Genomic DNA, 12,033 nt, shown 5'->3' with positions numbered 1-12,033 from the left:
ATTATTATTTTGACTTTCTTGATTTAATTATTTTCGTTTTCCTCTTGTTCTTTCTTCTCTTCTTCTTTCTTTTTTCTAAGAGCTTCTTTTTTCTCTCTTAAAATTTTTCTTTGTTCTTCTCTTTTCTTTATAAGAGCAGCTCGTTTTTCTGCTATTGCATCTTTTTTAGCTTTATTTTCGGCAGCTTTTTTAGCTAACGCTTCTTCTTTTTTATTCTTTGCGTTTTCTTTTTGTTCTAATAATTCTTTTTGTCTGTCTGTTAGATCTTCATTAGGAGTATTTGATTTTTTGTTCATCAATTCCTTTTTTTCTTTTGATAATCTAGTTCGATCGATGGTAGATAAAACAAGCTCGCTAATATCGTATTTTTTATTTGAATATAGCATAACCAACTCACTTGATTTATCAAATACAAAATCATATTTTTTTCTTGCTGCTATACTTTGTATTGCATTATAAACTTGATCTTGAATTGGCTTAACTAATTGTTTTCTTACTAAAAACATATCGCCATTTGGGCCAAAATATAAAGACTCTAACCTTCTTAATTCAACTTGTTTAATTTCTATTTCTTCTTCTTTTTCTTCAATTAAATCTTTCGTTAAAATTGCTTTTTCATTTGCTAAGTCAGATTTCAAAACCTCGATATGACGTGCTTGTTTATCTAAATTGTTTTTCCATTTAGCTACTTTTGCATCTAAAGTATTTTGTGCTTGAATATATTCGGGAACATTTTCTAGAATATATTCCATATCAATATATGCAATTATCTGATTTCTTTGTGACCAAAAATTTGTTGCTGTAAATAAAAGAACGACTAATAAAAATATTTTTTTCATTTGTATAGTGTATTAGAAAAAACCGTGCCAAAAAAACAATGACATTACAAATGTACGGTTTTCCTAGAATTGTCTTCCGATAATAAAATGTGTTTGCCAGCCAGATTTTTCTGTTTCTCCAGGTAAAGGATCAAACCCATGAGCAAAATCTATACCTAGTAGACCAAATGCAGGCATAAATATTCTTACACCTAATCCTGCTGAACGTTTTATTTCAAACGGATTAAAAGTGTCAAAATTGTCATAAGAATTACCACCTTCTAAAAATCCTAGTGTATATATCGAAGCAGCAGGAGAATCTGTTATAGAATATCTTAATTCTAATTGAAATTTATTAAAAATTGTACCACCTTCAGAAGATGATAATCTATTATTTTCATAACCTCTTAATCCTACAGTTTCTCTTCCATCTAGCTGAAATTGAGAAATACCATCTCCACCTACATAGTATCTTTCAAATGGATTTTGACCTAATTCAGAATTATAGTATCCTAAATATCCCATTTCTGCATTAGTCATTAAAACTAATTTATCTGTAAATGCTGTATACCATTTACCTTTAGCAGTAAATTTATAATACTCTAACCATTTATATTTTTCTTGTGGATCTAAATTGTCATAATCTTTATTTGTAAATAAAGAATAAGGCAAAGTCGCTTTAACAGCTAGTGAAAATTCTGATCCATATGTAGGGAAAATTAAACTAGGTCCTGCAGAGTTTCTGCTAATAGCTGCATTATAAGATAAGTTATTTAATGTTCCTTCATTTAAAATATCTGTTCCTACTTGAAAACCATAATTATTTAGTTTGAAGCTTTGGTAGCTAATAGTTTGAGAAAGTTGAAAGAAATCATCAGGCCAATTTAAACGTTGCCCTAAACCTATAGAAGCACCAATAATACCTAAACTTTGATCTTTATTTACATCACCTGTTGTGTAATCATACTGATATTGATTAGAAGAATAAATAGAAAATGACAATGATTTTGGTTTTCTACCTCCTAACCAAGGTTCTGTAAATGAAAAACTATATGTGTTAAATGTTCTACTTGTTTGTAGTCGTAAAGATAAACTTTGACCATCTCCCATAGGTAATGGTTTGTATGCGTCTTTATTAAATAGGTTTCTAATAGAAAAATTATTAAAAGATAAACCTAAAGTACCAATGAAAGAACCACCTCCATAACCACCTTGTAATTCTATTTGGCTACCACCTTTTTCTGCAACAGTAAAATCTATGTCTGCTGTTTTATTTTGATAATCTGGAACAACATCTGGAGTTACATTTTGATCAAAGAAACCTAATTGACCAATTTCTCTAATAGATCTAATAATTGCACTTCTACTAAATAAATCTCCTGGCTTAACACGTAATTCTCTAAATATTACATGATCATTTGTTTTGTCGTTTCCAGAAACAGTTACTTTTTTAATTCTTGCTTTATCATCTTCTCTAATTCTAATTTCTACAGTTATAGAATCATTTTGTACTTTAGTTTCTACTGCATTTACTTGAGAAAACAAGAATCCAGAATCTTGATACATGGTTGATAAATCTTCGGATGTTGGGCTTCCATCTCCTTTTACACGTTCTTTTAAAACAGCCCCATTATAAACGTCTCCTTTTTCTATCCTTAAAATAGCTCTTAATTGATTGTCTGAATATTCTTTATTCCCTACAAATAAAATATCAGCAAATCGATACTGTTTACCTTCTTCTAAATCAATATTTATATTAATTGTATTATCATCATTCCAAGAAATATTATCACTTAAAATACGAGCATCTCTAAACCCTAGTCTACTATATTTGTCTAAAATACTTTCCAAATCTTCTTGATAATCTTCTTCTATATATTTAGATCCTTTCCAAAAACGACCAATAAATTTTCTTTTGGTGTTAGACATTACTTTTCTAAGTTTTTTGTCTGATAATTCTTTATTACCTGTAAAAACTATGTCTTTTATTTTTATTTTAGATCCTTTATCTACAAATACATTAATATTAACAGAATTAATATCTGAAGAGTCTTTTTGTACATCTAAATTAACTTTTGTTTTTAGAAATCCTTTATCTGTATATTTTTTAGTAATATAGTTTTTGGTAGTTACAATTAAATTGTCTGTAAGCATGGCGCCAAGTTTTAACTCGGCATCTTTTATAAGTTCTTTGGCTTTAGATTTTTTTACACCTGTAATTTTAACCTTATTTAATTGAGGTAGTTCTTGTACATCAAACTGTAGATACACTGTTTCTCCATCTAGTTTTGCTAGATATACATCTACATTACTAAACTGTTTACTTTCGTATAGTTTTTTTATAGAACTTGTAAGTTTGTCTCCTGGTAACTTTATTGTTTGACCGTCTCTTAATCCGGTAAAAACTTTTACTGTTTCTTCGCTAAATTTCTTTAAACCAGTTACAGTTATGCCACCTAATATGTATTCCTTTCCTTTTTCGAATGAAATATTGTTGTTAATTATGGTGTCTTTTACTGTTTGTGCAGTAGAATTAAAAGTAAATAATAGTGCAAAAGGCACTAATACAGCAGAAAATAATTTCTTAGAAACTTTATTCTGTAAGTTGTTCGCTAGTTTTTCCAAATCGTCTTTCTCTGTTCTGATATTCTATGATTGCATCATAAAAATGTTCTTGTCTAAAATCTGGCCAAAGTATATTTGTAAAATATAATTCGGCATATGCCATTTGCCATAATAAGAAATTACTAATGCGTTGTTCTCCACTAGTTCTTATCATCAAATCTACATTGGGCAAATTAAATGTATATAAATGGTTATTAATAGTATTTTCATCAATATTTTCTAAATCGAGCTCTTTATTAACAACTTTTTTAGATATGTTTTTGATTGCTTTAACAATTTCTTCTCTTGAGCCATAACTTAGTGCTAAAGTTAAAATGATTCTAGAATTATTTTTTGTAAGTTCACGTACTTCTGTTAAAGTTTTTTGTGCGTTTTCTGGTAAACTTTCAATGTTACCAATTGCATTTACTTTTACTTCGTTTTTTTGAAAAGTAGGTAGTTCTTTTTTAAGAGATTTAATAAGAAGCTGCATTAAAGCATCTACTTCCATTTTAGGTCGATTCCAATTTTCTGTAGAAAAAGCATAAAGAGTAATTGCTTCTACACCAATTTCTGCAGCAGATTCAATAGACTCTCTTACAGCTGTTAGTGCGTTTTTATGACCAAAAATTCTATTCATTCCTTTACCTTTTGCCCAACGACCATTACCATCCATAATAATGGCAACGTGTTTAGGAACTCTCTGTAAATCGATGCGTAGTTTTTTATCCATATAATTATAATCCGTTAGTGTAACAAGCAGGTCGTCCAAAAGTATAAATTAATGAAAAACCTGTAAACATATACCAATCATTACCTGTGCCTTCAAAATCTAGTTTTGCTATTTTATCTGTTGTGTAATCTAAATCATCTTCAAAGGTATATCTAAATTTTGCTTCTAAAGCAAAAGCAAAAGAACCAGATATTTTTGATTTAAATCCTATGCCAAAAGGGACTGAAATTGAGTTTTTAGAATCAAATTCATATTGGTTTGGCTGTGGTTCTGAAACAACATAATTGTAGTTAAATGCTGCTAGTTCTAAAAGAATATAAGGGGTCCAAGTTTTACCAGGTGTTGATAAATCGTATTCATAAAAATTATATTCTAAACCTACAGCCAATTCGTTTATTGTATTTTTAAAGTCTAAATTTCTATCTCTTTTAAAATCTGTATCTGCATCGATATCATTAGCCTCAATAGGTAAATAACTATAAGTTGCTCTTAAGGCTATTCTTGGGTTCCAATTGTATTTAAAAAAAGCTGCCCCAGCGATTTTATTTGGGTAAATGTAATCGGTTCTGCCAATATCTCCAACATAATTAGAGCCACCAATAGTTATTCCTGCTTCGTACATTTGCCCTAATGTAATATTAGAAGAGCATATAAAAATAAGTAATAAAATACAGTTTTTCATCCTAAAAAATAGCGTGCAAATATAGGTATTTCAATTTGCTTTAAAAAGTTAATATTCAGTCTTTTTTGAATAACAACTATTTTTCTGTTTTATTGTAATTAATTCGTTAAAGATTGGTTTCATTTCTTGTATCTTCTCCCCATAATAATTTACTTCGTAAGGTTTTTAGAAAAGATTGATTATTGGGAGTAATACTTTTAATTGTAAAATTTGCTTTTTCTATATAAACTTTAGTGTTTTTAGGTACAGAGCTTATTCTCGAATCTAAAGAAATTAAAAAATCTTTTTCTCTAGAATCTATAGTGAGTTGAATGCTTGTTTCATCAGAAATAACCATAGATCTTGCACTTAAATTATGTGGTGCAATTGGTGTGATAACTAGGTTTTTTGAGCCAGGAGAAATTACTGGGCCATTACAGCTTAAAGAATAACCTGTAGAACCTGTTGGTGTGGCAATGATTAAGCCGTCTGCCCAATAATTTGTTAAATATTCTTTGTTTAAACAGGTTCTAACGCCAATCATAGAGGTGGTGTTTTTTCTTGCTATTGTAACTTCGTTTAAAGCAAAATTAAGTTCGTTAAATTGTTCTAGTTCGGGTATTGTTTTAATAGAAAGTAGTGTTCTTTCTTGAATTTTAAATTCGCCTTTTAAAATTAGTTCTACACTTTCTTTTATAGAATTTTTGTTGATAGTTGCTAAGAAACCTAATCTACCTGTATTAATACCTAAAATAGGAATTCCTAAATCTCTTATATAAGTTACAGCTCTTAAAATGGTTCCGTCTCCTCCTAAAGTAAAAAAGGCATCAAAAGAATTGTTTAAATCAGAAAAATGTGAAAAAGTATTATATTTTTTTTCTAAAACATTTTCTTCAACTAATAATTTGTAAAACTGTTGTTCAATTAAGCAGCTAATATTATTTTCTTGGAGTACATCTAGTAAAATTTGAATTTCTTTCTCTGCAGAAATGGAATATGATTGACCGTAAATTGCAACTTTCTTCATTTTTTATTGATTGTCTTTTAAGAAATACACGAACTAAATTTAAATAAAACCATCAGAAATATTACATTTCTAGATATTTTTGTAAATATTCAGATCTGTTTTTTAAATCTTCTAAATAAATATCATTTTCATGGGTTGAAATAATTTTGTAATCATATCGTCTAAAAGTATGCATTATTTCATTTATTTCATCAGCAACTATTTTTAATGTAAGTTGAACAAAGCCATTCTTTCTTTCAGAAATATAGCTTCCTAAAATTTTGCCACCATTTGTTTCAGTAATTTGTGCAATTTCACTCATAGAATAATCATTTTCTAATTTTTCTACAATTAAAATTTTGCTTTCTTCAAGCATAAAAGGGCTTGCTGCAAAAACTTCTAAAATATCGTTTAAATCGTAATAACCAATGTAGTTTTTATCAGCATTTAAAACCGGAATTATAGTTGCATTATTATCTGCAAAAATCTTTATCAATTCTATAACTGTTGCTTTTTCATCAGCAAAAAAAGGATTTAATAAATAGGTGTATTCTTCTAAAGTGTCTTCTTTATTTTCGATAGTTTGCGCATCTTCTTCTGCAAAAGATCCCAATAGTTTATCGTTATCTACAACCGGAAAATGAGTTATAGGAAAGTTTTTAAATAAATTTTGTGCACTTTTTACACTATCGTTTAAACGAAATGCTGAAATATCTTTTAATATGTAATCGTTTGTGTTCATTATCTACGAATATAGGATAAAATGATTTAATGAGTTACCTTTGCTGCCTAATTTTATATAATGACAAAGTTAAGTGTAAATATTAATAAAATTGCAACTTTACGTAATTCAAGGGGTGGAAATGTGCCGAATTTATTAAAAGTTGCTGCTGATATTGAAGAATTTGGTGCACAAGGAATTACAATTCATCCAAGACCAGATGAACGCCATATTCGTTATCAAGATGCTAGAGATTTAAAAAACATTGTTACAACAGAGTATAATATTGAAGGAAATCCTGTAAAATCTTTTATGGATTTGGTATTAGAACTTAAGCCAACGCAAGTTACTTTAGTGCCAGATGCTGTAAATGCAATCACTTCAAATGCTGGTTGGGATACCATTAAACATCAATCTTTTTTACAAGAAGTTATTGCTGAATTTAAAAATAACGGAATTAGAACTTCAATTTTTATTGATACGGATGCAAAGTTGATCGAAGCTGCTGCAAAAACCGGTGCAGATAGAATTGAATTGTACACAGAAGATTTTGCAACTCAGTTTGATTTAGGAAATAAAAATGTGATTAAATCGTATACAGAAGCTGCAATTTTAGCGCATAAATTAGGTTTAGGTATTAATGCTGGTCATGATTTGAGTTTAGATAATATTCAGTTTTTTAAAGAAAACATTCCTAATTTAGACGAAGTTTCTATTGGTCATGCACTAATTGCAGAAAGTTTGTATTTAGGATTAGAGAACGTTGTAAATATGTATTTACATCGATTAAAGTAGTTAGTAAGCAGTGTTTTAGCTTGAATCTATAATAAGTAGTTTAAAATTGTAGTCTTAAATTTTACTAAAAGTTTGCGAAATTTTATAATTTCTCGGTGAAATTCTGTAAAATATACTTACAATAAAATAATTTTGTGCATCTCTGCGTAAAAATACAAAAATGAAAGAAAATAATATTTTACATTCCATAATTCAAGGCGAAGGAAATCCGTTATTAATTTTACATGGGTATTTTGGATCAAGCGATAATTGGAAAACGTTAGGAAATAAATTTGCAGAAGATTTTCAAGTTCATATTATTGATCAACGAAATCACGGAAGAAGTTTTCATGAAGATGAGTTTAATTATGAAGTTTTAGTAGCTGATTTGTATAATTATATACAGTTTCATCAGTTAGAAAAAATCTATTTAATTGGGCATTCTATGGGAGGAAAGACAGCAATGTTATTTGCTGTAACCTATCCAGATTTGGTTGATAAATTAATTGTTGTAGATATTTCGCCTAAAGAATATCAGCCACATCATAATGCAATTTTAGCGGGTTTAAATTCTATTGATTTTTTAATTCAGAATTCAAGAAAACTGGTTGATGAGCAACTTTCTAAGTTTATTCCAGAGTTTGGAGTTCGTCAATTTTTGATGAAAAATGTGTATTGGAGAGAAAAAGGAGTTTTAGATTTTAGATTTAATTTAAAATCATTAACAGAAAATAATGTTGAAGTTGGTAAAGCTTTGCCTGTTGGTTCTGTTTTTAGAAAACCAACATTGTTTTTAAAAGGAGAAAAATCTGGTTATATTTTATTATCAGAACAAATAATTATTGATACTTATTTTCCTAACAACAAAGTTGTAGAAATTGCAAATGCTGGTCATTGGTTGCATGCAGAAAATCCGAAGCAATTTTATGATGAAGTTTGTAATTTTTTAAAATAGATAAAAAAGAAAGAGCCATTAAATAATTTAATGGCTCTTTCTTTTTATAAATAATATTCAAACTTTTTTAAGGATTTGTAGACCATAAAGCAGCACTCTTAAGCATTGCTCTTCTTGGTAATTTTAATCCGGCAACAATTAATTCTGCAAAATCTTCTGGTTGTAAAACACTGTCTTCAGAATCTTTATTTGCTATTCCTAAATTGATAGACATATCAGAAGCAATTGTACTTGGTGTTAATGTGCAAACTCTAATATTATTTTTACGCACTTCTTTCATTAAGGATTCTGACATGCCAATTACAGCAAATTTTGATGCAGAATATGCAGAAGTACTTGCGTTACCGTTTAAGCCAGCAGTAGAGGATACGTTAATAATATCACCTTCGTTTTTTGCAATTAAATAAGGTAAAACTTCTTTAGTAACATAATACATACCCATTACATTGGTTTGTATAATTTGGCTCCATTGCTCAACTTTCATGTCGTTAAAAGTGCCAAAAGCTGCAATACCTGCATTGTTTACTAAAATATCTACGGTTTTAAATTTTTCTATAATGCTTTTAATTCCTGTTTTTACTTCTTCGTAATTACCAACATCAAATACTGCATAAATGGCTTTAACCCCAAGTTTTTCAATTTCAGAAACTGTAGCTTTTAAAGTAGCTTCATTTCTGCCAGTTATTGCAACGTCAATTCCTTCTTTTGCAAATGCTATTGCTGTGGCTTTACCTAGACCTTTACCACCTCCTGTTATGATTGCTTTTTTACTTTTCATTTTTTGTATTATTCTGTACTTTATTTTTTATAAAATCTAATGTAAAGTTAAGAAGTTTAAATAAAGTTTCAGAATTTTTAAGATGAAGTTAACAATATTTTATTATTTAAGAATTGAAGTGATTTATATTTTTAGATAAGTTGTATTTGTTAAATTTAGATAACGCAATTAATGTTAATGAAGATTTGTTGTGTAGAAATAAATCTAGTTAAATAGCAAATATTATTTTTGATATAATCTAATTTTAAGATCAGAAAATAAAAACAAATAGAAAATTGGTATAGTTAAAGAGTTTTGTCTAGATAAGAGTAAAAAGTTGTTCTTAAAACTAAGATTTAATATAGATTTATAAGTATGTTCTTTGTAGTTTAACTCTAAGTAAGCATAAATTAGGTTAAACAATTTTAAGAATTTATATGCAAAAGTAAAATGAGAATCTATTGGTCGTAAAAAAAGTCTAGATATTAATTTATTGGATTGATAATTCTTTGTAAAACTTCTGCAGAGATTGGTTTTGTAATAAAATCTGAAATTTGATCGTATTTTTTTGATCTTTCTAAATCTACAGGATCAATAGAAGAAGTGATCATGTAAATAGTAATTTTCTTGTTAATTTCATTATGTATTTTGGTGTATTCATCCATAAACTGAAAACCATCCATAATGGGCATATTAATATCTAAAAAAATGATATCTGGTAATTTTTCTAGATTTTCTCTGTTTTCTTTTATAAATTTATAAGCCTCTTCTCCGTCAGGAAAAGTTAATGCATCTTTAGCTAAGTTCTTTATTTTTAGTATTTTTTTTACAAAAAACTTATAAACTTCGTCATCATCTACGATACAAATATTTGGGTTTTGTGGCATGTTTTAATTTTAAAATGTTATGGTAAATGTTGTTCCTTTATCTATTTCGCTTGTACAAGAAATAGTTCCTTTTAAAGATTCGATTTGATTTTTTACAATATATAAACCAACGCCTTTAGAATCTTTATGTCTATGAAAAACTTGATTTAATCCAAATAATTTATGTCCATGTTTTTCTAAATCTATTCCAAGTCCGTTATCTGTAATCTTTAACTCTATTTTTCCTGCATTTATTGTTGTTGTTACTTCTATTCTTGGAGCTCTTTCTGGTGATGAATATCTTAAGGAGTTGCTAATTAGGTTAATAAATATGCTTTCTAAATAAGATTCGTTATATTTAATTGTATCAATACTTGAAAAATCAGAAATAATTACGGCATTTAATCTGCTAATTTTTTCGGATATTATTTCTTCTGTTTTCTTAAAAACCTTACTAAAAGATAGTGTCTTAATTTCTATATTAGATTCTCTTTTTTCTCTTATTTTAATAGCTTCTATTAAAGTGTTTAATGTTTCTGATAAATGAGCAATTACAGTTCTAAATTTGCCAAAAGTAAACTCTTTTTCTTCTGATGTTTCACAAATATCATATAAATCTAATAAAGAGCTTAAATTACTAACAGGAGCTCTTAAGTTGTGTGAGGCAATTTGAGCAAAACTTGCCAATTGCTTATTTTGTTCTGTTAGTTTAGTAATATCTGTACCAACACCAAGAAAAGCTACAATATTGCCCTTTTTATCTCTTATTGCACTTACGCTTAGTTGAACATCTATTGAGGTTCCGTCTTTTTTAATATAAGTCCATTTTGTAGAGTCAACTTTGTTATTTCGTGCTAACCTGGTTAAAAGATCAAAACCAGTAATTTCTTTTTTGTATTTGGTAGAAAGTTTTTTTCCTCTTTTTAAAACTTCTTCTTTATCATGAAATATTGCAGTAGTTTTTTTATTAATTAATTCTTCACTTTTATACCCTAATAATTTTTCTGCACCTTCATTAAAATAGGTAATTATACCATTTGTGTCTGTTCGTATAATTGAAATAGTACCAGAGTCTAAAATGGCATTTAACTCTTCATTTGCTTTTTTTAGCTCAATTTGTGCTAATTTAACAGTGTTAATGTCTTGAAAAGTTCCATATAAACGAACACATTCATTATTTATAAATTCTGGTTGACCAATTGCTCTAACCCAGATATTTTTTCCTTGGGCGGTTACAATTTGTAACTCTTCATCCCAAGAGCTATTATTTTTAATAGAATTATCAATTACTTTTGTAATTCTATCTCTGCTATAGCCTTCTTTATAGAAATCTATGCCCTTCTCTAAAGAAGGAATATAATCATTTTTAGTATTATGAATTTCTTTGGTTACTTTACTCCAAGAGACTTCTTTATTTATTAAATCTACTTCCCAAGTTCCTATTCTTGCTACAGAGTTTGTTCTGTGCAAAATTTCCTCAACGCTTTTTTTATCTTTTTCTTTTTGTTCTATTTCTTTTTTAAATTTCTCTAATTCTTTATTTAAATTAGTTAGTGCTTTGTTCTTTCTAAACATTGGCAGAAACATAAAAAAGATAATAGCAAAAAGTGAAATGGAAGTAAATGTGATAAAAAAGTATTCCATTTTTTTTAAAAAGGACAATCTATTTTCAGAAAGTTTTTGATACTCATTTACAATGGCATCCATTGAGTTTAAAAACGGCTGTTCGTTATTTTTAATTGTTTCAAAAAACTGATTAAAAACGACTTCATTATTCGGGTCTTCTATTAATTTATTAGAAGATGAAATAATCTTATTAAAATAGGGTGTGTTTTTGTTAAAAAGAATATCTAAAGACTCAATATTATACTGCAGTTTATTTTTTTGCTTAAGATAAGTATCTGCCTTTTTAAAGCTATCAATAACTTTCTTTAAATTTGAAATATTATCGTCTTGTAAGTTAGCATTTTTAGTGTATAAAGCCATTTTAGTAATTAGCTGACTATACATTCTCTGTTTACCAGCTATATTTATGGTTTCAGCATCAGAACTTTGTTTAGAAATAGAATTACTAATAATTATCTGATTAGCGATAATTATCAATATGAAAAATATAAGCAGTATTTTGTATTTGTTTT

General features: G+C 27.9%; 11 protein-coding genes. 2 read left to right on the top strand and 9 right to left on the bottom strand.

Annotation, left to right across the window (positions count from 1 at the left end; all coding sequences use genetic code 11):
• Nucleotides 1-23 precede the first annotated feature (23 nt).
• The 6 genes from BLT70_RS13710 to BLT70_RS13685 all read right to left on the bottom strand — a co-directional run bounded on the left by BLT70_RS13710 (nt 24) and on the right by BLT70_RS13685 (nt 6,564).
• Nucleotides 24-839, bottom strand: coding sequence for an OmpH family outer membrane protein (locus BLT70_RS13710; protein WP_091895459.1), 816 nt, complete (start codon nt 837-839; stop codon nt 24-26).
• Nucleotides 840-902: 63 nt separating this feature from the next.
• Nucleotides 903-3,443: an outer membrane protein assembly factor BamA gene (bamA, locus tag BLT70_RS13705; protein ID WP_091895456.1), complete on the bottom strand. Its 2,541-nt coding sequence runs from the start codon at nt 3,441-3,443 to the stop codon at nt 903-905.
• Entirely contained in the window at nt 3,412-4,155 is a 744-nt protein-coding gene (locus BLT70_RS13700; RefSeq protein ID WP_091895453.1) for an isoprenyl transferase, read from the bottom strand. The genes bamA and BLT70_RS13700 overlap by 32 nt, the downstream gene beginning before the upstream one ends.
• A 4-nt stretch (nt 4,156-4,159) precedes the next feature.
• The gene (locus BLT70_RS13695) at nt 4,160-4,777 is read right to left on the bottom strand and encodes a DUF6089 family protein (protein WP_231962733.1); all 618 of its coding nucleotides are present in this window, start codon (nt 4,775-4,777) and stop codon (nt 4,160-4,162) included.
• Nucleotides 4,778-4,943: 166 nt separating this feature from the next.
• Nucleotides 4,944-5,843 (bottom strand): NAD kinase, encoded by a 900-nt coding sequence (locus tag BLT70_RS13690; protein WP_091895447.1) that lies wholly within the window; start codon nt 5,841-5,843, stop codon nt 4,944-4,946.
• Nucleotides 5,844-5,904: 61 nt separating this feature from the next.
• On the bottom strand, nt 5,905-6,564 hold the full coding sequence (locus BLT70_RS13685) for a CBS domain-containing protein (protein ID WP_091895444.1): 660 nt from the start codon (nt 6,562-6,564) through the stop codon (nt 5,905-5,907).
• Nucleotides 6,565-6,624: 60 nt separating this feature from the next.
• On the opposite strand from BLT70_RS13685, the gene BLT70_RS13680 reads away from it, so the two are divergent.
• Both BLT70_RS13680 and BLT70_RS13675 read left to right on the top strand, forming a co-directional pair.
• The gene (locus BLT70_RS13680) at nt 6,625-7,338 is read left to right on the top strand and encodes a pyridoxine 5'-phosphate synthase (RefSeq protein WP_091895441.1); all 714 of its coding nucleotides are present in this window, start codon (nt 6,625-6,627) and stop codon (nt 7,336-7,338) included.
• 160 nt (nt 7,339-7,498) lie between these two features.
• Nucleotides 7,499-8,272, top strand: a complete 774-nt coding sequence (locus BLT70_RS13675) for an alpha/beta fold hydrolase (RefSeq protein ID WP_091895438.1) — start codon at nt 7,499-7,501, stop codon at nt 8,270-8,272.
• 67 nt (nt 8,273-8,339) lie between these two features.
• Here BLT70_RS13675 and BLT70_RS13670 read toward each other — a convergent pair whose 3' ends face one another.
• The 3 genes from BLT70_RS13670 to BLT70_RS13660 form a co-directional block, all read right to left on the bottom strand.
• Nucleotides 8,340-9,059 (bottom strand): 3-ketoacyl-ACP reductase, encoded by a 720-nt coding sequence (locus tag BLT70_RS13670; RefSeq protein WP_091895435.1) that lies wholly within the window; start codon nt 9,057-9,059, stop codon nt 8,340-8,342.
• A 455-nt stretch (nt 9,060-9,514) separates the two neighbouring features.
• Nucleotides 9,515-9,916: a two-component system response regulator gene (locus tag BLT70_RS13665; protein ID WP_091895429.1), complete on the bottom strand. Its 402-nt coding sequence runs from the start codon at nt 9,914-9,916 to the stop codon at nt 9,515-9,517.
• A gap of 9 nt (nt 9,917-9,925) precedes the next feature.
• Nucleotides 9,926-11,998, bottom strand: coding sequence for a PAS domain S-box protein (locus BLT70_RS13660; RefSeq protein WP_157691911.1), 2,073 nt, complete (start codon nt 11,996-11,998; stop codon nt 9,926-9,928).
• Nucleotides 11,999-12,033: the final 35 nt, after the last annotated feature.

It is taken from the genome of Polaribacter sp. KT25b, assembly GCF_900105145.1.
GTDB lineage: Bacteria > Bacteroidota > Bacteroidia > Flavobacteriales > Flavobacteriaceae > Polaribacter.
This window is presented reverse-complemented; position numbering and strand designations above follow the sequence as displayed.

What these genes read in the sequence shown, in the direction of transcription:
- BLT70_RS13710 (WP_091895459.1), bottom strand. Translation starts at nt 839, where the DNA reads ATGAAAAAAATATTTTTATTAGTCGTTCTTTTATTTACAGCAACAAAT.
- BLT70_RS13700 (WP_091895453.1), bottom strand. Translation starts at nt 4,155, where the DNA reads ATGGATAAAAAACTACGCATCGATTTACAGAGAGTTCCTAAACACGTT.
- BLT70_RS13695 (WP_231962733.1), bottom strand. Translation starts at nt 4,777, where the DNA reads ATGTACGAAGCAGGAATAACTATTGGTGGCTCTAATTATGTTGGAGAT.
- BLT70_RS13690 (WP_091895447.1), bottom strand. Translation starts at nt 5,843, where the DNA reads ATGAAGAAAGTTGCAATTTACGGTCAATCATATTCCATTTCTGCAGAG.
- BLT70_RS13685 (WP_091895444.1), bottom strand. Translation starts at nt 6,564, where the DNA reads ATGAACACAAACGATTACATATTAAAAGATATTTCAGCATTTCGTTTA.
- BLT70_RS13680 (WP_091895441.1), top strand. Translation starts at nt 6,625, where the DNA reads ATGACAAAGTTAAGTGTAAATATTAATAAAATTGCAACTTTACGTAAT.
- BLT70_RS13675 (WP_091895438.1), top strand. Translation starts at nt 7,499, where the DNA reads ATGAAAGAAAATAATATTTTACATTCCATAATTCAAGGCGAAGGAAAT.
- BLT70_RS13665 (WP_091895429.1), bottom strand. Translation starts at nt 9,916, where the DNA reads ATGCCACAAAACCCAAATATTTGTATCGTAGATGATGACGAAGTTTAT.